The organism is Rhizobium aouanii (genome assembly GCF_037002925.1).
GTDB lineage: Bacteria > Pseudomonadota > Alphaproteobacteria > Rhizobiales > Rhizobiaceae > Rhizobium > Rhizobium aouanii.
In genome coordinates this window covers 134,503-154,563 of sequence record NZ_JBAMYD010000013.1, presented here as the reverse complement: position 1 = coordinate 154,563, position 20,061 = coordinate 134,503, and the positions used below count along the sequence as shown (strand labels likewise).

18 protein-coding genes are annotated in these 20,061 nt (G+C 59.6%); 10 read left to right on the top strand and 8 right to left on the bottom strand.

The annotated features are described in order from the left end of the window. Positions 1-8 precede the first annotated feature (8 nt). Positions 9-731, bottom strand: a complete 723-nt coding sequence (locus V8P77_RS22775) for a GntR family transcriptional regulator (protein WP_335914378.1) — start codon at positions 729-731, stop codon at positions 9-11. Positions 732-1,007: 276 nt separating this feature from the next. Between V8P77_RS22775 and V8P77_RS22770 the strand changes: the two genes are divergently transcribed. The 3 genes from V8P77_RS22770 to V8P77_RS22760 all read left to right on the top strand — a co-directional run bounded on the left by V8P77_RS22770 (position 1,008) and on the right by V8P77_RS22760 (position 3,295). Continuing rightward, positions 1,008-1,412, top strand: coding sequence for a DUF2934 domain-containing protein (locus tag V8P77_RS22770; RefSeq protein WP_335914377.1), 405 nt, complete (start codon positions 1,008-1,010; stop codon positions 1,410-1,412). A 38-nt stretch (positions 1,413-1,450) separates the two neighbouring features. Then, positions 1,451-1,702 (top strand): hypothetical protein, encoded by a 252-nt coding sequence (locus V8P77_RS22765; RefSeq protein WP_335914376.1) that lies wholly within the window; start codon positions 1,451-1,453, stop codon positions 1,700-1,702. Positions 1,703-2,020: 318 nt separating this feature from the next. After that, positions 2,021-3,295, top strand: a complete 1,275-nt coding sequence (locus V8P77_RS22760; protein ID WP_335914435.1) for an O-antigen ligase family protein — start codon at positions 2,021-2,023, stop codon at positions 3,293-3,295. Between the two features lie 28 nt (positions 3,296-3,323). Here V8P77_RS22760 and V8P77_RS22755 read toward each other — a convergent pair whose 3' ends face one another. The 5 genes from V8P77_RS22755 to repA all read right to left on the bottom strand — a co-directional run bounded on the left by V8P77_RS22755 (position 3,324) and on the right by repA (position 10,069). Then, positions 3,324-5,339, bottom strand: a complete 2,016-nt coding sequence (locus V8P77_RS22755) for a polysaccharide biosynthesis protein (RefSeq protein WP_335914375.1) — start codon at positions 5,337-5,339, stop codon at positions 3,324-3,326. A 123-nt stretch (positions 5,340-5,462) separates the two neighbouring features. After that, entirely contained in the window at positions 5,463-6,029 is a 567-nt protein-coding gene (locus V8P77_RS22750; protein WP_335914374.1) for a sugar transferase, read from the bottom strand. Between the two features lie 288 nt (positions 6,030-6,317). Next, entirely contained in the window at positions 6,318-7,610 is a 1,293-nt protein-coding gene (repC, locus tag V8P77_RS22745) for a plasmid replication protein RepC (protein ID WP_335914373.1), read from the bottom strand. Positions 7,611-7,759: 149 nt separating this feature from the next. After that, on the bottom strand, positions 7,760-8,812 hold the full coding sequence (gene repB, locus V8P77_RS22740) for a plasmid partitioning protein RepB (protein ID WP_335914372.1): 1,053 nt from the start codon (positions 8,810-8,812) through the stop codon (positions 7,760-7,762). Between the two features lie 42 nt (positions 8,813-8,854). Beyond that, the gene (repA, locus tag V8P77_RS22735) at positions 8,855-10,069 is read right to left on the bottom strand and encodes a plasmid partitioning protein RepA (protein WP_335914371.1); all 1,215 of its coding nucleotides are present in this window, start codon (positions 10,067-10,069) and stop codon (positions 8,855-8,857) included. A 251-nt stretch (positions 10,070-10,320) separates the two neighbouring features. Between repA and V8P77_RS22730 the strand changes: the two genes are divergently transcribed. Further along, positions 10,321-10,509: a hypothetical protein gene (locus tag V8P77_RS22730; protein WP_335914370.1), complete on the top strand. Its 189-nt coding sequence runs from the start codon at positions 10,321-10,323 to the stop codon at positions 10,507-10,509. A gap of 124 nt (positions 10,510-10,633) precedes the next feature. Here the strand turns inward: V8P77_RS22730 and V8P77_RS22725 are convergent, their stop codons facing one another. Continuing rightward, positions 10,634-11,092 carry a helix-turn-helix domain-containing protein gene (locus tag V8P77_RS22725; protein ID WP_335914369.1) on the bottom strand — a complete coding sequence of 153 codons (459 nt, stop codon included), beginning with the start codon at positions 11,090-11,092 and terminating at the stop codon, positions 10,634-10,636. A 358-nt stretch (positions 11,093-11,450) separates the two neighbouring features. On the opposite strand from V8P77_RS22725, the gene V8P77_RS22720 reads away from it, so the two are divergent. The 5 genes from V8P77_RS22720 (at position 11,451) to V8P77_RS22700 (ending at position 16,329) form a co-directional block, all read left to right on the top strand. Next, positions 11,451-12,653, top strand: a complete 1,203-nt coding sequence (locus tag V8P77_RS22720) for an MFS transporter (RefSeq protein WP_335914368.1) — start codon at positions 11,451-11,453, stop codon at positions 12,651-12,653. Positions 12,654-12,873: 220 nt separating this feature from the next. Next, entirely contained in the window at positions 12,874-13,434 is a 561-nt protein-coding gene (msuE, locus tag V8P77_RS22715; RefSeq protein WP_335914367.1) for an FMN reductase, read from the top strand. A 243-nt stretch (positions 13,435-13,677) separates the two neighbouring features. Further along, entirely contained in the window at positions 13,678-14,517 is an 840-nt protein-coding gene (locus V8P77_RS22710) for a MetQ/NlpA family lipoprotein (RefSeq protein WP_335914366.1), read from the top strand. A gap of 89 nt (positions 14,518-14,606) precedes the next feature. Continuing rightward, positions 14,607-15,695: a methionine ABC transporter ATP-binding protein gene (locus V8P77_RS22705; protein ID WP_335914365.1), complete on the top strand. Its 1,089-nt coding sequence runs from the start codon at positions 14,607-14,609 to the stop codon at positions 15,693-15,695. After that, positions 15,676-16,329 carry a methionine ABC transporter permease gene (locus tag V8P77_RS22700; protein ID WP_335914364.1) on the top strand — a complete coding sequence of 218 codons (654 nt, stop codon included), beginning with the start codon at positions 15,676-15,678 and terminating at the stop codon, positions 16,327-16,329. The genes V8P77_RS22705 and V8P77_RS22700 overlap by 20 nt, the downstream gene beginning before the upstream one ends. A 1-nt stretch (position 16,330) precedes the next feature. Here the strand turns inward: V8P77_RS22700 and V8P77_RS22695 are convergent, their stop codons facing one another. Further along, complete coding sequence (locus V8P77_RS22695) at positions 16,331-17,689, bottom strand: LLM class flavin-dependent oxidoreductase (protein WP_335914363.1); 1,359 nt, start codon at positions 17,687-17,689, stop codon at positions 16,331-16,333. Between the two features lie 232 nt (positions 17,690-17,921). Here V8P77_RS22695 and scpA point away from each other — a divergent pair, with 232 nt between their 5' ends. Further along, positions 17,922-20,060, top strand: coding sequence for a methylmalonyl-CoA mutase (gene scpA / locus V8P77_RS22690; RefSeq protein ID WP_335914362.1), 2,139 nt, complete (start codon positions 17,922-17,924; stop codon positions 20,058-20,060). The last annotated feature ends 1 nt before the right edge of the window (position 20,061 follow it).

The following is a 20,061-nucleotide window of genomic DNA, read 5'->3' as shown; positions in this document are numbered from 1 at the left end:
TGCTGCCGTCAGCAGAAATAATCGGGATAACGCGGGCGCAGCTCGTCGACATCGGGAATGACGGCGCTCAGATGATGGATCATCGCGGCGCGTGCGGCAGTCGCATCATGGGCGGCGAGCGCGTCGCGGATGATCATGTGTTCCTGCACCACATTGCCCGCGCGCCCGAGCACGGGCAGCGTCAGCCGCCGCGCCCGGTCGATCTGCACCTTGACCGTTTTCAGCACCGCCCAGATGCCGGGATAACCTGCAATCTGCGCGATCGCCTCGTGGAAGGCCTCGTCTTCCTCATGGAAGCTGGCGGCATTGCCGATCGCGGCATGCGCCTGCTGTCGGGCGATGATCGCGTCGAGACGGGCGATATCGGCAGCGGTGGCGGTCAAGGCCGCGGCCTCGACGGTCGTGCCTTCGAGCGCCTTGCGCATCACGACCGCCTCGGGGATCGCCGAGACCGGCACGCGCGACACGAGGGTACCGGCCTGCGGATAGATATCGACCAGTCCGCCTTCGGAAAGCCTGAGCAGCGCTTCGCGCACCGGCGTCCGGCTGACGCCGAAATCGTCGGCGATCCGCTTTTCCTGCAGCAGCATGCCGGGCGGCATTCGCAGCGACAAGATGTCGATATAAAGGCGATCGTAGATGGCGCCGGCCGTGGTGATACGGCGCAGCCTGCCCCCGGCCTCCCGCAACGTCGGGACGACCAAAACTTCGGTTTCTGATGCTTGCCGCATGGGATATACCGGAACGCTGAAACTCGTGGCATACTAGTATATCAGTTTAATCGCCATGCCAAGACATGCCGCTCAAGGTTCGGCGCTTCACGAATTGAGCATGCCGACCCGCGGCCCACGGGCTCGAGGCAAAAACATGAAACGGGCAATTGCGGTGCGAAAGCGCGGGTGAACGGCATAGACCTCGCCGAAATGGAAAGCCGATCTCCGCGCCGAGGCACTCTTTGTTTGGAACTTAGATCGGCCAAGTTGGTTGAGATCCGCAAGGAGACCCCTATGAAAAAGCCAGCACCACGCAAGACAAGCGACAATACGACTGACGGCGGACGGCCGAAAACTCCACCTGCCGCGGAGGCAGGCAAACGGAAGATGGTTCGGCGAGCCGCAAACGAAATCGACAGGCCGAGCGGCGGATCGCCGGCAGCCAGCCGCGAGGAGGAGATCCGAAGAAGGGCATATTCCCTGTGGGAGAAAGAAGGCAGGCCGGAAGGCAAGCACGGGCATCACTGGACCCTGGCCGAACATGAACTCGATGCGCAGCAGGGTGAAGCCGACAATCCCCCAAACCTCGCAGCATTGCGAGAGGCCTCGCGCGAACATACGGATGCATTCCTCGTCAAGACCGATCTCGAGGACGCCGACCAACGTGAAGCCTCCCCCGGCACCCGCGAGCAGGATTGAACTTTCCGCCTCGCGTCAATCGCAGAAAGGTCCCCGACATGACTGACAAACAGAACTTGAACGCCGGATTCACCGGTACACCCACTGAGCAACCGGAGGGATTGACCAAGATTGCGAAGTCGGCGGCCAAAGAAGTGAAGCGTGAGGCTTATGCCGTCGCCTCCGGTGCCAGAGAGCACCCGCACACCGCAAGCGCACTGCTGCTCGCCACCGGCATTCTGGCATTCGGGCTTGGCTATCTCCTCGGTCGATCATCGGCGGAAGGTTCGACACGCGCATATTGGCGATAGCGGTAGCCGCTTCAATTCAATGAGGCGCACGCATCGTGCCATCCCGATGCTCTCGCCTTCTCCTTTCTCGGTACACCCCTCGGCTTCTTGCTATCGAACCTTCAAGTCAAGCACGCACCTAGAACGTGTTTTCTGCTGACGCGACCTTACCGTCGCATCCGTTTGCCGCCTATCATCGAGAAGAACCACGCCTGTCCGGACATCCTGTTGCCGGAATGCCACGTCGAATAAAGCCATAGATTGCATCGTGATCACAGCTTGACAGCTGTGATCACGATCCTTAGGCGAGGCAGCATCGACACGGTCAGGACCGGCAAAGTGAATTATTTCAGACAACTCAAGATGGCAGTGCTTTCTCCGGGGGACGAGGCCGGAAGCGCACTCGACCGAAACAACCGCATTGCCGTCTTTCTCTTTGCAATCCTTCCAGGGCTTTCGCCGAACTTTAACTCCTTCATCCTCCTCGCGTCGATGGTGTGGGGCGTCTACTGTCTGGCGACGGGCCGCCTCGTCTTGAACCTGTCGAAATCCGACCGTCTGGTTGCCATTGGCATGTCGATCTACCCGCTGGTGATGATCGCGAGCATTTTCATCAATCCGCCTTACTCCGAAGTACCGGACTGGATATTCCGGCTCCTGCCTTTCTTTTCGGTCTGGCTGATATTGCCGCGGATGCGCCAATCTCCCGATGGCCGTCTCGTGCCGCTCTTTATCCTCGGCGCAGGCATCGGCATGATCGTCACCTTTCTTTTCAGTCTCCTGCAGATCATGTTTTTGATGGACAGAGCAGAGGCTGGAACGTCCAACGCTGCGCTCCTCGGCGTGATAGGTATTCTGTTCGGCGGCACTGCGCTTCTCAACATTCAATCTCCCAGAAGCGTGGAGCAAAGAATTGCGATATTGGGATATGCCGCGGGCCTAGGCTGCGTCCTGCTTTCCGGAACGCGCTCGGCCTGGCTGGTCATTCCCATCCATATCGTCATCTTCCTCTGGTACTTTCGCAAACACAGCTTCCATCTGAGTTTGCGCAGCCTGGCTATTACCGGCTCCTTGCTGTTGGCGGGACTTATCACCCTGGGCAGCGGCCAGATCCTCCATCGCATCCAGGCGCTTCAGGAAAATCTGACATCGCTCGAACGCACCGACGGCGAGATCACGTCGCTGAGTGCCCGGTTCGCCTTGTACAAAGGCGCGCTATCAGCAATCAGTAAGGACCCGTTGACAGGTTATGGCCCGCAGAACCGGATGAGTTCGGTTTTGGCAGAGCTTCCCGATAATATAAGGCCGCAGTTGCCTTACTCGCATGTCCATAACGGCTTTCTGACCGCGGGAATCGACGCCGGCGTTTTCGGCATTGCAGCGCTATCGCTGATGCTGCTGACGCCCGTGATAGGCGCTTGGAGAAAAGAAGCGGGACCGGGCCGGGATTTAGCGATTGCGCTCGCTCTTCTGCTTGTCAGCAGCTACGTCATAACGGGCAGCTTTGGCATCATGTTCAATCAGAAAGCTTTGGATCCGATCTTCGCCTACATGGTCGCCCTTATTTGTGCGGATCGCGGCAGCACGGGCTTTGCGCCGGTCGTTCGGAGCTGACGTCCGGCACCCCTTGAGCCTGCAGCCCTTACAGCGTGCTTCGAATTGTCTGGGGCAGCCTAAGTGGCTCGGCGCCGGTGAAAGCCAGGTCCGAGACCTCGCCCGTTGAGGAATAGCCGGAAACAAGCTCCGCCAATGTCGCACGTGCAGCGATCATATCGTTCCGGTCCAATGCCGCGTTGAGCGCGTTGAGCCTTCGCGACAGCTCCGGCCAGGACAAGAAATCCTCGCGCGCCTTCATAATCCGAGGATGTTCGGTTGTTTCAGGATTATCCCCGATCAACAGCTCTTCAAAGAGCTTCTCGCCGGGCCGAAGCCCGGTAACGGACAGCTCGATATCGCCTTCGGGATTGTCTTCGTCGCGGACGGCCAGCCCGGAAAGCTCCACCATCTTGCGGGCGAGATCGGCGATGCGAACCGGCTCTCCCATGTCGAGCAGGAAGACATCTCCGCCCTCGGCCATCGCGCCGGCTTGTATGACGAGTTGAGAAGCCTCCGAAATGGTCATGAAATAGCGGGTTATATCAGGATGTGTCAGCGTCACCGGGCCGCCGTCCTTGATCTGCTGCCGGAAAAGCGGCACGACGGATCCGGAGGAGCCGAGGACGTTTCCGAAGCGGACCATGGAGAAATTCGTTCGCATTCTGTCGGTCGCCGATTCCGCCGCAAGCGCCTGCAGAACCATCTCCGCCAGCCTCTTGCTGGCGCCCATCACATTTGTCGGACGCACGGCTTTGTCTGTGCTGATCAGCACGAAATTCGAGACGCCGCATTTATTCGCCGCGCGTGCCGCGACCAGCGTACCCATCACATTGTTCTTGATGCCTTCCACGGCATTATGTTCGACAAGGGGAACATGCTTGTAAGCGGCTGCATGATAGAGCGTCTGAGGTCGCCAGCTCTGCATGACATGTTCCATGCGATCCTGATCGCGGACGGAACACAGAATCGGGACGATCTGCATATTTTCATGTTTGTACAGTTCGGCCAGCTTCTGCAATTCGGCATGGATATTATAAAGCGCAAACTCGTTCTGATCGATGAGGATGAGGCTGGAAGGCCCGGTGCGCAGAATCTGACGACATAGCTCGCCGCCGATCGAGCCGCCAGCACCGGTGACCATCACCACCTTGTTGCGCATCGACTTGTCGAGTAGCTCCTGGCGCGGCGCGACCGCTTCTCTTCCCAGCAGATCTTCGATCTCCAGCTCTCGGATGTCGGAGACGGCGATGCGTCCCTGAGCCAGGGCAGTGAGATCCGGCAACGTTCGAACATTGACCCTGGCTTTACGGATGTGCTCCAGGATTTCGTTGCGACGCTGCCGCGATGCGGAGGGAAGAGCAAGAAGCACGTTGTGCACGCCGAGAGATTCGGCAAGCACCGGAAGATCCGAGGGGTCGTAGATCGGCAAACCACCCATGACGCCGCCCTTGAGACGCGGATCATCATCCAGATAGCCGACGACATTGAGTTCGGCACTGTTGATCAAGGCACCGGCCAGTTGCCGCCCGGCCGTCCCTGCCCCATAGATCAGCACCTTGGCGAGCATATTCTTGTGAAGGATGCGCTGGTAGGCATCCCCGAGCCAGTAGCGGATACTCAACCTCGACAGCCCGATCGCAATCAACAGAAGGAAGGGCTGGAGGATGCCGACGGTTCTCGGAACACCGGGGACGCTGAGTGCTGTAAATATCGTCATGAAGGCGACGCCGTAGATCGCAATCGCCTTCAGAACAGTAATGAAAGCAGCCATATTGGCATAACGGAAGATCGCCCGATACATGCCCATGACGATGAAGATGGGAAGGGCCATGCACAGTGAAACGAAGACCGGCAGCCACTGCACACCTGTCAGCACCGTCCATTCGTTCAGGCGGAAACAATAGGCCAGCCAGATCGTCAGAACACAAAAGCTGGAATCCAGCAGCAAGGCCAGAGCGCGTTTGGCAACCCGCGGCATCGCCAGCAGAGGGGCGACGAGCGCTTGCATCGGCATTAAGAACCATCCTGAGCGCGGCGTCTCAGTGGAGGTATTTTTGGGCATTGCTTACCAGCGTCTCGCGGATCAATCAGACAACCACCTTCTTGTCATTTTCTGCAACGAGCGCAACTGAAATAATCGGAAAGTAAGGTCTTCCGCGCCGCTTATCTATCAGAAGTAGGTAGCTTAATGCCTTATTCCCTTGCGGCGGATTACCTTCTCGGCCGTCATAAACAGGATGCTTATGTCGAAACCGAACGAGCGGCGTTCGAGATATTCGACATCGAATTTTACCTTCTCCGGAATCGGCAATTCGTCCCGGCCATTGATCTGCGCCCATCCCGTCAGTCCGGGCAGGAGCTTGTCGACACCATGGGCCGTCCGCAACTCTATCAGATCATATTGATTGTAGAGTGCCGGCCGCGGGCCGACGAAACTCATCTTCCCCTCGAGAATGCACCAGAGCTGTGGCAGTTCGTCGAGGCTGGATTTGCGCAGAAACGAGCCGATGGGCGTCAGAAACCGATCCGGATTTTCAAGCAGATGCGTGGCAACCGTCGGTGTGTCGATGCGCATGCTGCGAAATTTCGGCATCAGGAAGATCTGATTGAAACGGCCGACACGTTTTGACCAATAGAGGATCGGTCCCGGCGAGGTAAGGCGAACACAAAGAGCGACGACAAGGATTGGAACGAGCAGGATCACTGAGGCAATCAAAGCCAAGAAAAAATCCACCGCCCGTTTCAAACCCATGTCCGCAGCTCTTCCGACTTACCGACCGACCATCCGCCATTCGCGCTATCGCGTTGCCGTATCGTCAAAAAGCGTTTCGCGTCAACTGCTGGGATGTGGGGGGTCTCCATCGACCGACGTGGTCGTCCACCCCACTTGCAGGTGCCGCATCGCCTCGCAGGTTTTTGCCAGGTACCTAACCCTCTGATCTACAAGCAAGAAGCCCCCAGTCAGAAGTTATCTTGGCCTTCATTTCCGTTACACTCCGTTAACCATAACAGCTCGCGTCAGGCAGACACGAAGCGAATTTCATCCTGTCTTCTGTTTTAACGGCAAATTGGTTCGGGCAAGGGCCATCAGCATCGGTCCGATGGCGAATTCCCCTCTCTCGGCGCGTCGTGTCAGATCGCGCAGATAACCGCCGGCGGAGTTGATGTGCCCTGCCCTTTCGAGAACGCAGGCCATGACGGTGGCTGCATTTTCAGGTCCCATGATTTCGCAGGCCTGCTCATAGGCCGATGGGCTGACGCCGAGCATCGAGCGAACGACCACAGCCGCGGCCATCAGCTCGCGCCATGTGCCGACCGAGCCCTGCGGTCCATAGGCTGCGATTTCCGGGCAGGCCTGCAGCACCAGCCCCAGCGGGAAGGATTTGAGCGCGGCGTTGGCAGCGGTGGCAGAACTTGTGACCGGCACACGCCCGTTTTTCTCTTCATCTTTCTGTATTCGGACTGTCGGTTCGGCCCGGCCCGACGATCGATCGTCCGCCGTTGCGCCCTGCTTCGTTTCGGAAGCTGGTTCAAGTTCAGTAATGGATTGTGGGTTTGAATTCTGTATGTGCCGCTCATAATGTGGGGCATTGCCGCTATGATTTTGAGCTTTAACCTGCATTTCCAACTGATTGGTGATTTCTTCGCGCAGCAGCTCCAATTCGTCGAGTGCGGCTGCGACCTGTTCGGCGGAAGGCGACCTTGGCAGCCGCTCGATGACATCGCGAAAATGCAGATGAACCCGGCTCCAATCGCCGGCGGCGCCCTCCTCCAATGCCATCTCGATGAGCTTGGCGACATCGCGCCGGCAAAGCGTCAGGCGTTCTCTGAGCCGCTGCAGGTGCAAGCGTTCCGCAACCACCTCCGCCGCCAACCGCTCGATCTCCTCAGCGCGCACGAGCAGCGGCGCCAGTGAAAAACCGAATGCCTCGCGGATCTCCCCACCCTGCTCCTTGCGGGCGTAGCGCTTGCCGTTCGGGCTGTCCTTGCGGATCAGCAGCCCAGCCTCGATGAGGGTCGCCAGGTGGCGACGGATCGTCTGCTCCGCCATTCCATGTGCGCGCAGCGAGAGCTGTGCATTGGAAGGGAACACCACGAGCCCGTTTTCCTCAGAGAGCTCCCCCTTGGGATAGAAGCTCAGCAAGGCGTTCAGGATAGCGAGCGCCCGGTCGGTGATGCCGAGCAGCGGCTTGGCCTCGCACAGGGCACGATAGAGTTTCCACTTGTCGATAGATTGGTCGGGCTCGATTTCTCGAGCAGCCGCCTGGCTTGCTAACATGCCAAACGTCATCGGCCGCCGCCCAAAAGGCGTCGTCACATGTCCGCTTTCCATTTTCTTCGCCTTCTTCAAGGCAAAAGATCACAGCTCACCAAATTCGGTGCCAAAGACTCTTGACTATGATTCGCGGAAATGTGATTCTCTGGGTGTCTAGATCAGAGAGGGCTTCCGCGACGGCAACGTTCGGGGGCCTTTTCTTTTGCTTATTGATCTCCGTTCTTCGTCAAATCCTGTGTCTTCTCGAACGCCTCGTAGAGACGATCCAGATTGCTGGCGATATAGGCTCCAAAGGCAGACGCCTTCTCCGCCTTCAGCGCGATGGTGAATTGTTTCCCGTCATCCTTGATCTTCGCCTTAACCGCCCCGTCCTTGCGCTGCCAGGCGTGAGCCGCAGGTTGAAGCGCCGTCATGGATGATGTCTGTTGTTGCCTCCTGCTGATGAAGGCAACCAGCATGTCGAAGCGGGCATCCGGTTCCGCCGCCGCGAATTCCGCCGATTTGGCGAACTCGGTCGCCCGAGCGGCAATGTTTTCAGTCTCGAACTTCACCGACAGATCGTGCCACCGATCACGTCCGGTGGTCTTGGCCGCACCGATCGCGGTCAGGACTTCGGCTGGGATCCGCTTGGTGACGGACAGCATCTTGGAAACCGTCGTCTTGTCGGCGCTGAGCGCGGACATGATCGTTTCCCTGTCAAAGCCCAACATGTCGAGCTTGTCGGCGAACATCGTCCTCTCGATGAAGGAGAGGTCGGCGCGTGCCGAATTCTCCTGGCCCTGCGCAATGACATGGTCGCGATCGTCGAGTTTCTTGACGACGGCGCGGACAGGTCGGCCAAGTTCCTTGGCGGCCCGGGCGCGACGGTGGCCGAAGGCGATCTGATATCGGCCGTCCTTCTCAGGATGCGGCCGGACGAGGATCGGCGAATCCTGACCGCGCAGGCGGATCGCCTCGACCAATTCGCGAAACTGTTCGTCGGTATGCGCCAGCCGGTCCGTCACGAAGGAATCTTCGATCAGGGCAGGGTCGAGATCAATCACCGTCTCACCGGTCGCCAGCTTTTCCTCGATCGCTTTGGCCGCATCGGCCTTGGCAGCCAGCGCATCGATACTGCGCGTCACGGCACCGAGAGCGCCGATCCCCTTATAGGTGATCTGCTGCTTCTCGTCCCTGTGGAGCGGTTCGTCCTCATTGTTTACCGCAGTAAACTTCTTGGAATCGTCCATCAGACCCGAAAGGAGATTCTTACGCGCCATCAGCCAGCTCCTCGTCCCAGTTTACCGCAGTAAACTTCTCGGTCATTTCCGCCCCCAAGCCTTGTGGATGAGATCGGCGATCTCGGTGTTGACGGCATCCATCGCCTCCATGGCGCGGTCATAGGTCGCGCGGGTAAACTGGTTCCGCTCGACTTCGTAAAGCGTCTGATTGGTCATCGCCGCATCGGAGATCGCGACGCTGCGCAACATCGGATTGGTAAGCACATGGTTCTTGAACATCGAGCGCATGAAGGCGACCATTTGCGTCTGCGGCCCGTCCTGCGGATCGTAGCGAGTGACGAGATAACGCAGCCAGTCGAGGTTCATGTTGCCGCCGGCGCCTTTCAGTGTGTTGAGCACCTCGCCGAGCATCTGCAGGAATTGGCACATCGACATGACGTCGAGCATCTGAGGATGAACGGTGATCAGAACTGCCGTTGCGCCGCAAATGGCGCTCATGGTCAAAAAGCCGAGCTGGGGAGGGCAGTCGATGATGACCACGTCATAATCGTCGGCGACTGAGGACAGCGCCTCGTCCAGCCGCGCGAAGAAGACGCGTCCATAGTCCCCCGCCTTGCCCTGAGCAAGGACGCGCGGCGTATCGTGCTCGAATTCCATCAGTTCGAGATTGCCCGGCACCAGATGAAGGTTCGGGAAATTCGTCGGCCGGATGATCTCTCTCAGCGGACGCCGCTGATCGTCATAACGAATGGCGGCGTAGAGCGTCTCATTTTCGTTGACGTCGAACTCCGGCTGAAAACCGTGAATGGCGGAGAGAGAGGCCTGCGGATCGAGGTCGACGGCAAGGACACGGTGACCCGTCAGCGCAAGATGCTGGGCAAGGTGTGCTGCACTCGTCGTCTTGCCGCTGCCACCTTTGAAGTTGACGACGGCAACGACCTGCAGATGTTCGCTGCCGCGGCGATGACGCATATAATGCGTTCCGGCGCGGGCATTGTGCTCCAGGAAGCTGCGCATCTCTTCCATTTGCTCCGCCGTATAGGATCGACGGCCCGACGGCGTGACCTGGGGAAGGGCGCCTTTGCCTTCCAGCGACAGGTTGCGAAGATAGCCACTGGTGACTCCGAGGAACCGCGCCGCCTCGGCAAGCTGAAATTCCCTCAGACCCTTCAATGCACGCGGCGGAAACATCTCGAGCCGATGCTGCTTCAGCTTGTCCGACAGTTCCTGCGCCTGACCAATAATCAGCTGGTCGACATCAGAAATTGCTTTTTCTATCTGCGGTGCCATATTCATGGAAATCTCGAAAATGCGATTTAAAAGCCCTACGTGCTGTGAAACCGCATTTAGCGCCGATTCTGGAGGAGTGGCAAGGCAAATAGGGTTAACAAGACCCTACCGCGAGGTTGTCCAATCTTTTTCAAAGGCTTGAACATGCCGACCGGTGCCGCTTTCCAGCGTGGCAAACGCGCATTCGCCGGCCGAATCGCAAGGCCGCACAACCGGCATCATAGCCGATCGGATACGTCGGAATCGAGATATCGAGCGTGAACAGCTCTTTGAAGTACGTCCGCAATGGGCAAAGCACCTGGGCAGTCAGTGGCAGTTCGTGGCTGGGGAGGGACACGCCGCTTTCTGTCGAGGTCCTGCAGCAGAGCGCCCCGCGCAAGATCCAGGCAATAGGCGGAGAATTCAGCGCCCAGCTCGGCGCCGTCCTTCAGATAGAGATCCAGTAAGTGCTAAATCGCAAGCAGACCCTTTCGGGAAATGCCACTGATTGTCCGGTTGGCTCGCCAGGCGCAACTCACAAAATGACTCGCGCCTGAGCTTCATGCAGATATTGCCTGCCGATACGCCTGGCTATTCTCCGAGTGGAAGGGTGACATCCACTACCGGGGCTCCCAATGTTACGCCGCGACTTTCCGCCTGCGCCATCGCCTTCACCAGCGCGATGACCGTTTCGCGGATATTGCTGTCGGCGATCTTTAGAAAGGCGCGATTGAGCACCAATCCCTCTTTCGTTCGCAGGAATTCGGCGACCGGATCCATATTCGCGGATAGATCCAGCCCTTGCAGCGTCAACGGCTCGGAATTCTCCTGTTCGAAGAAGAAGCTCGGCGACGTGTGTAGCACCTCGGCGATCCGCTGCAGCCGGCTCGCGCCGATGCGGTTGATGCCCTTCTCGTATTTTTGAACCTGCTGAAAGGTCACGCCGATCTGCTCGGCAAGCCGTTCCTGGCTCATCCCGAGCAACTGCCGGCGCATTCTGATGCGCGCTCCGACATAGCTGTCTATTGCATTCGCTGTCTTGACATTCATCGCGTGTTTTCAGCCTCGATCGCATTTTCAATCGGCGCAGCTGTAGTATCCCCCGCATGGCTTTTCCATGGTTGTTTTCATATAGCACAGCGGATATGCGACGATCGCGACCGACTGTGATATGAAAGCCCCCGTCCAGAAAGACGCGAAATCACGCAGAAATCACTCGGCGGAAGCGCAAATCGAACAAAAGCCGTACCAATACGGATAAAACTGGGCTGTAATTGCGTTCCGGCTTACGCTAAATGCCCTTCAGCGACCGTCGCGCGAGAGTCTTCCCAGCCCCGATCGCTCGAAAATCCATCGAACAAAAGCGACGTCGCACGGCACCGGCCGTGCCTGTGCAGGAGAAGTATTGATGGCAACCGTTGCCGAGCGCGCGCCCCGTTTCGAAAAAACAACGATGTCCATCCTCATGGCGGTCAGCTTCTGCCATATGCTGAACGACATCATGCAGTCACTGCTCGCCTCGCTCTATCCGCTGTTCAAGACGAACTACAATCTCGATTTCGTGCAGATCGGCCTCCTCACCATGACTTTCCAGGTCACTGCTTCGCTGCTGCAGCCGCTGGTCGGCATCGTCACCGACCGCTGGCCGATGCCCTATTCACTGCCGGTTGGTATGGCGAGTACCTTTTGCGGCCTCATTCTGCTCGGCAACGCCGGCAGCTTCGAACTGCTGCTGGTTGCCGCTAGCTTGATCGGCTTCGGCTCGGCGGTCTTCCACCCCGAATCTTCGCGCATTGCCCGTCTTGCCTCCGGCGGTCGCCACGGTTTCGCGCAATCCTTCTTCCAGGTCGGTGGCAATGCCGGCCAGGCGATCGGTCCGCTGCTTGCCGCCTTCATCGTGCTGCCGCTCGGTCAGCACAGCGTCTCCTGGTTCGCCGCCATCGCCATGGTCGGCATGGTCGTGCTGAGCTGGGTCGGCAACTGGTTCATGAGCCACAGGCGCCAGAATGCCAGCAAGCCGGCTATAAGCCGGACCCTGCCGCTGCCGCAGAACCGGGTCATCTGGGCGCTGCTGATTCTCGTGCTGCTGACGGCGACGAAGAATGTCTACATGGCGAGCGTGTCGAGCTACTTCACCTTCTATGTCATCGACAAGTTCGAACTCAGCGTGCAGCAGGCACAGCTGATGCTCTTCCTGTTCCTCGGCGCGGTCGCCGTCGGCACCTTCCTCGGTGGACCCATCGGTGACCGCTTCGGCGCCCGTTTCGTCATCTGGTTCTCGATCCTCGGCGTCATTCCCTTCGCGCTCTTGCTTCCCTATGCGAACCTCTTTTGGACGGGTGTGCTCAGCATCGTCATCGGCCTGATCTTCGCTTCGGCCTTCTCGGCAATCGTCGTCTTCGCGCAGGAACTGGTGCCTGGGCGCGTCGGGCTGATTGCCGGGGTCTTCTTCGGCTTCGCATTCGGGGCAGGGGGGCTTGGCGCCGCGCTGCTCGGCGATTTCGCCGATACCCATGGTATCGATTTCGTCTACCGCATCTGCTCCTACCTGCCGCTGCTCGGTCTCCTCACGGTCTTCCTGCCGCGTCTTCCCAAGCAGAAACCGGTCTGAGGCGACATCGCTTACGGACAATCGCTCGAGCCGGAATGTCACCCACACTCCGGCTCGATGCCTCATGCAGTTTCGCACGTCACCATCGCCCTCAGGCTCGAACGTATTTTTCTCCTCCTATGGGGAAGAGGGATCACCATTCCTTTAATCCACTATTTTTATAGATAATATTCGTCCAATAATGACGTCGGTCTCGGCACGATATTGGAAGGGAAATGGCATGTCTGCTCACAAACTGGTCGGCCTTGCGGGTAGTTTCAACCGCCCCTCGAAGACCTTTGCGCTTGTCGAAAACATTGCCGGTCTCGCTGGGGAGAAATACGGCTTCGACAACACCATCTATGACCTGACCGATGTTGGCCCCTCGCTTGGGCAGGCGCTGCGCCGTGACGACCTCGACAGTCGCGCCAGGGAAATTATCGACGACATCGTCAATGCCGATGTGCTGGTCATCGGAGCGCCGACTTACAAAGGCAGCTATCCCGGCCTCTTCAAGCATCTGATCGACCTGATCGACCCGCATGAACTGCGCGCCAAGCCAATCATCATCACTGCGACCGGCGGCGGCGACCGCCATGCGCTGATGGTCGAGCACCAGCTCCGTCCGCTCTTCGGTTTTTTCATGTCTTACACGCTGCCGACCGCGGTTTACGCGTCCGACCGCGACTTCACCGATTACCGTGTCTCATCCGATCCACTTTCCAAGCGGATCGGGGAGGTCATCGGCGAGCTCCAGGCGTTCTTTCCCGCGCAAAATCACGCCCTGATTGCTGCCGAATGAGCAATGCCGGAATGGGCTTGAGACGGCGCCGAGGAGGCGCCGTTTTCATTTCTGGAGCATGCTCTCAAGCCGCAATTAATCCATAAATTTGGTGGAAATTTATCCTGCCGATATCGATGGCAGGGCAAGAGTTTTTCCGGCCCTTCCTCCACATCAGACATTCGTGCTTCGCTCCCGATCGCCGCATTTGCCATGATCGCCTGCTCGGGGCGTTCGGCCTCATTCAGTCAGACGGGATATACAATGACCAAGAACAAAAATCTTTACGGCTTCCACCTTTCGCGCCGGGCGGCTCTTGCCGCCGTCGCCGTTTCGGTGGCCGCAGTCTTTTCCTTTGCCGCTCCCGCTCCTTCCTTTGCCGAGGATAAGTCGATCAAGGTCGGCATCATGGCCGGCGAGGAGGAGGATATCTGGCGCGTGGTCGCGAGCGAAGCGGGCAAGAAGGGTCTCAAGATCGAGACCGTCATCTTCAACGACTACACCCAGCCGAATGAAGCGCTGGAGCGCGGCGAAATCGATGCCAACGCCTTCCAGCACCAGCCCTATCTCGACAACCAGATCCAGCAGCACGGCTATCACATCGTTCGCGTCGGTTATACCGGGGTCTGGCCGATCGGCCTTTACAGCAAGAAATACAAGTCCGTCGCAGAGATCCCGGAAGGTGCCGTCATCGGCGTGCCGAACGATCCCTCGAACGAAGGCCGTGCGCTGCGCGTTCTCCAGAGCGAAGGCTTGATTAAACTGAAGGAGGGCACCGGAATTCTCGCAACCGTCGCCGACGTCACCGACAATCCGAAGAAGATCGAGATCAAGGAACTCGACGCCGGCATCGTCGGTCGTTCGATCGACGATCTGGATGCCGGTATCGTCAACACCGACTGGGCGCTGAAGAGCGGTCTTTCACCGGCCGAACGCATTGCCCAGGAGCCGGTCGCCGACAATCCGTACCGCAACTTCATCGCCGTCAAGGACGACAACAAGGATGCCGAATGGGTCAAGACGCTTGTGTCTTCTTATCAGAACGACACCGTCAAGGCCGAATTCGAGAAGGTCTACAAGGGCACCGGTCTCAGCGCCTATTGATCAAAGGCAGGGCTGGGGTTAAGGCCTGCCGAGAGGCGGTCCGGGCGTTCTCTGCCCGGACCGCCTTCAGTGTTTGTAAGGAAAACCACATGAATTCCCTTGTTTCCACCACGGTGATCGAAGCACAGTCGCAAGCGGCGGCTTCCGAAGAGGTGGTGAGACTGACCGACGTGAAGCGGCGGTTCGGAGCCACTGCAGCCCTCGACGGTATTTCGCTGACGGTGAAGAGAGGCGAGATCCTCGGCATCATCGGTCGCAGCGGTGCCGGCAAATCGACGTTGATCCGCTGCCTGAACGGCCTGGAGCGCGCCGATAGCGGCGAGATCCTCATCGAAGGCCGAGACATCACCGAACTTTCAGAACAGGAATTGCAGCCACTGCGCCGCCGCATCGGCATGATCTTCCAGCATTTCAATCTGCTTTCTGCCAAAACCGTCGAGGAAAACGTCGCACTGCCTCTGAAGATCGAGGGTCTTGCAAAGAGCGAGCGCCTGAAACGGGCGCATGAGCTGCTCGAACTCGTTGGCCTTGCAGACAAGGCGAAGGCCTATCCCGCATCGCTATCCGGCGGCCAGAAACAACGCGTCGGCATCGCCCGGGCGCTGGCGGCACGCCCGGCACTGCTGTTGTCCGACGAGGCAACATCGGCGCTCGATCCGGAAACGACCCGGTCGATCCTGGCGTTGCTGAAGGACATAAACCGTAAGCTCGGACTGACCATTCTGCTCATCACCCACGAGATGGAAGTGGTACGCGGCATTGCCGATCGCGTCGCGGTCATCGATGCCGGGAGGATCGTCGAGGAAGGGCAGGTCTGGTCGGTCTTCGCCAATCCGCAGGCTGAGATCACCGGGAGCCTGCTCGGCGGCATCCGCCCGCAGCTTCCTGAGCATATCGCCGGCCGGCTGTCGGCGACGGCGGGCAGCGAAGCGATCCTCAGCGTCGATCTCGCCGGGCCACAGGCGCAGGGCGCGCTGTTTGCCGAACTCTCGGCAGCATTGCCGCATTCCTTCCGCCTCGTCCATGGCGGCATCGACCATATCCAGAACCAGCCGGTGGCGCGGTTCTTCATCGCCGTTCCCGCGCGCGACCCCGCGCTTGCCGGAAAGGTCGAACAATTCCTGACGGCCCGGTCCGCCCGGGTGGAGGTGCTTGGTTGTGACACCGATCATGCTTGAACTGCTTGTTCGCTCCCTTTGGGAGACGATCCTGATGACCCTCGCCTCGGGATTGATCTCGCTCGTCGCCGGCCTGCCGCTCGGCCTGGCCCTGGTTGCGACGGCGCGCGGCGGCATCGCCGAAAACATCTGGATCAATCGCGTGCTCGGCGCAGTCATCAACGGCTTTCGCTCGATACCCTTCATCATCCTGCTGGTGGCGCTGATCCCGCTGACGCGGCTGATCGTCGGCACCGCGCTCGGCACCTGGGCGGCCATCGTGCCGCTCGCCATCGCTGCAACGCCCTACTACGCCCGCATCGCCGAAGTATCGCTGCGCGAGGTCGACCGCGGGCTGATCGACGCCGTGCGCGCCATGGGCGGCAACCGCTGGACGATCATCCGAGAGGTGCTGGTGCCTGAAGCGCTGCCGGGCATCGTCGCCGGTTTCACCGTCACGCTGGTAACGCTGATCGGCGCCTCGGCCATGGCCGGCGCGATCGGCGCTGGCGGCCTCGGCGATCTCGCCATCCGCTATGGCTATCAGCGTTTCGAAACCAGTGTGATGATCGCGGTGGTGGCCGTCCTCATCGTGCTCGTCTGCAGCATCCAGTGGCTTGGCGACCGGCTCGTCGCCGGGCTGGACCACCGATAAGTCAGCGCCGGAACTGGGCGGCGGGGTGAGCGGCGGGCAACCTGCCGTTCCCGCCGCCGAAAAGCTTCTGCCGCAAGGATCCTGCAGCATAGTCCGTCTTGAAGACGCCGCGCTCCTGCAGCACCGGCACCACCAGCTCGACGAAATCGCGCAGGCTTTCCGGCGCCACTGTCCGCGCCAGATTGAAGCCGTCGATGCCACCCTCTTCTATCCATGTCGCGAGACGATCGGCGATCTGTTCCGGCGAACCCACCATCGGCTTCATCCGGCTGCCGAGCACCATCTGGTCGATGATGTCACGCAGCGTCACCGGCTTTGGCGCCTGTTTCGTGATGGCCGCAAGTGCGGACTGATTGGCGTTGGTCGAACTCTGGTCGATGACGTCGTCCAATCCATACTTGGAAAAGTCGATGCCTGTCGAAGCGGAGTAGTGCGCAAGCGAAGCCTCGACGCTCGCATGACGGCGATAATCCTCCAGTCTGTCCCGTGCTTCCTTCTCCGTCCGGCCGACGACGATGGTGATCAGGCTCAGGATCTTCAATGCGTCGGCGCCGCGGCCGAATTCCTCCGCCTTCGCCCGCAGCGCATCGACGGTCGGCTTGGCCGCCCTGGGATTCGGCCCGGCAATGAAGACGCATTCGGCGTGGCGTGCAGCGAAATCCTGCCCGCGTGCCGAGGCGCCGGCCTGGAAGAGCAGGGGCGTGCGCTGCGGCGATGGCTCGGAAAGATGAATGCCCTCCATCCGGTAATATTTGCCGTCGTGACGAACAGAGCGCACTTTGGAGGGATCGGCAAAGACGCCGCCCGCCTTGTCGCGCAGCACCGCATCGTCGTCCCAGCTCCCTTCCCAGAGCTTGTAGAGGATCTCGAGATATTCTTCGGCTGCGTCGTAACGCGCATCATGTTCCGGCAGCTTGTCGAAACCCATGCTGCGGGCGGCACTGTCGAGATAACCGGTGACGATGTTCCAGCCGATCCGTCCCTTGGTCAGGTGGTCGAGCGTCGACATCCGCCGCGCCAGCAGGAAGGGTGGCTCATAGGTCGTGTTGACGGTGACGCCGAAACCCAGATGTTTGGTGACATAGGCCATCGCCGAAATCGGGATCATCGGATCATTGACCGGGATCTGCGCGCCCGTCTCGATGACAGGCGACGGGCTACCCTTGTAGACATCGTAGACACCGACGATGTCGGCCAGGAAGATGCCGTCCAGCTTGCCGCGTTCGGCGGTCGTGGCAAACTCCGTCCAGTAGTCGAGATCGGTATAATGCGCTGAGCGGTCGCGCGGATGCGTCCACAGACCGTGGTTGATATGCCCGACGCAGTTCATGTCGAAGGCATAGATCTGCATGGTCTTCATGAGGCGGTTCCCAAAGCCGGCAATAGAAATCAAGGATTTGCCGCATTAATTATCCTGGAGCATGATGCCGAAACGGTGAGCGGTTTTCGGACGACATCATGCTCTAACTATATAATGTAGAACAGGATTCAGATTTTAGGCCGGCTCGGCCTAAAATCATCCTCTTCGGGCTCTATCGCATGAGGAGCCTGTGAAATGGTAGGGTGGGGATGAAAAAAGCCGGAGGAAACGCATGACGAAGAAGACGCTGTCGGATTGGACGGAGCTTGCGCAAAAGGAACTGCGCACCTCGCCCGAAACGCTGACCTGGCAGACACCGGAAGGCATTGCCGTCAAGCCGCTCTATACGGCCGAGGATCTCGATGGCGCCGGGCACCTTGGTTCGCTTCCCGGCTTTTCGCCTTTCACCCGCGGCCCGCGCGCGACGATGTATGCCGGCCGGCCCTGGACGATCCGCCAATATGCAGGATTCTCGACGGCAGAGGAATCGAACGCCTTCTATCGCCGCAATCTCGCCGCCGGCCAGAAGGGCCTGTCGGTCGCCTTCGATCTTGCCACCCACCGCGGTTATGACAGCGATCATCCGCGCGTCGAGGGCGATGTCGGTAAGGCGGGTGTGGCAATCGACAGCGTCGAGGACATGAAGATCCTGTTCAACGGCATTCCGCTCGGCGAAATGTCGGTGTCGATGACCATGAACGGCGCCGTCATCCCGATCCTCGCCTCCTTCATCGTGGCCGGCGAGGAGCAGGGCGTTTCACGCGCCGAGCTCTCGGGGACCATCCAGAACGACATCCTCAAGGAGTTCATGGTCCGCAACACCTATATCTATCCGCCCGAACCATCGATGCGGATCGTTGCCGACATCATCGAATATACCGCAAGGGAAATGCCGAAATTCAACTCGATCTCGATCTCCGGCTATCACATGCAGGAGGCCGGCGCGACGCTGGTGCAGGAACTCGCCTTTACGCTGGCCGACGGTCGCGAATATGTCAGGGCGGCGATCGCCAAGGGCCTCAATGTCGATGATTTCGCCGGCAGGCTCTCCTTCTTCTTCGCGATCGGCATGAACTTCTTCATGGAGGCGGCAAAGCTTCGCGCCGCCCGCCTGCTTTGGACCCGCATCATGGAGGAGTTCCAGCCGAAGAAGGCCTCGTCGTTGATGCTGCGCACCCATTGCCAAACCTCCGGCGTCTCGTTGCAGGAACAGGATCCTTATAACAACATCATCCGCACCGCTTTCGAGGCGATGTCGGCCGTGCTCGGCGGCACGCAGTCGCTGCATACCAACTCCTTCGACGAGGCAATCGCGCTGCCGTCGGAATTTTCCGCGCGCATCGCCCGCAATACGCAGCTGATCCTGAGCCACGAAACCGGCGTCACCAAGGTGGTCGATCCGCTGGCAGGCTCCTATTACCTCGAGAGCCTGACGAAGGAGCTTGCCGACAAAGCCTGGGCGCTGATCGAGGAGGTGGAAGCGCTCGGCGGCATGACGAAGGCCGTCAATGACGGCCTACCGAAACGGTTGATCGAGGAAGCGGCCGCGCGCCGCCAGGCAGCCGTCGACAAGGGCGAAGAGGTCATCGTCGGCGTCAACCGCTACAGGCTGGACAACGAGCAGCCGATCGACATTCTGGAGATCGACAATAGCGCGGTGCGCAAAGCGCAAATCAGACGTATCGAGGAAACCAAGCGGCGCCGCGATGGCGGAACCGTGCGCGAGACCCTGGCGGCCCTGGCCGAGATCGCACAGAGCGGCAAGGGCAACCTGCTGGAAGCCGCCATTGAGGCCGCGCGGGCCCGCGCCACGGTCGGCGAGATATCGGATGCGATGCGCGATGCCTTCGGCGACCATGCCGCCACGCCTGTGGTGATCAAGGGCGTCTATGGCCAGGCGTATGAAAATGAGCCGGAACTCGCCGTGCTCAAGACTCGTATGACGGAGGTGACGGAAGCCATGGGGCACCGGCCGAAGATCATGGTCGCCAAGCTCGGTCAGGACGGACACGACCGAGGCGCCAAGGTGATCGCCTCGGCCTTCGGCGATATCGGCTTCGATGTGCTCGCCGGTCCTCTCTTCCAGACACCGGAGGAAGCCGCCGGCGTCGCGCTCAGCGAAAAGGTCAATGTCGTCGGCGTCTCGTCATTGGCGGCCGGTCACAGGACGTTGCTACCACAGCTGATCGACAGGCTGAGGGAACAGGGCGGTGGTGATATCATTGTCGTCTGCGGCGGTGTCATCCCGCGTCAGGACTATGAATTTCTGCATGAACACGGCGTTGCAGCCGTGTTCGGCCCGGGAACGAACGTTCTCGAGGCGGCAAACTCCGTCCTCGATCTGCTGCAGGGCAGGCGGCGAAACCAGTAGT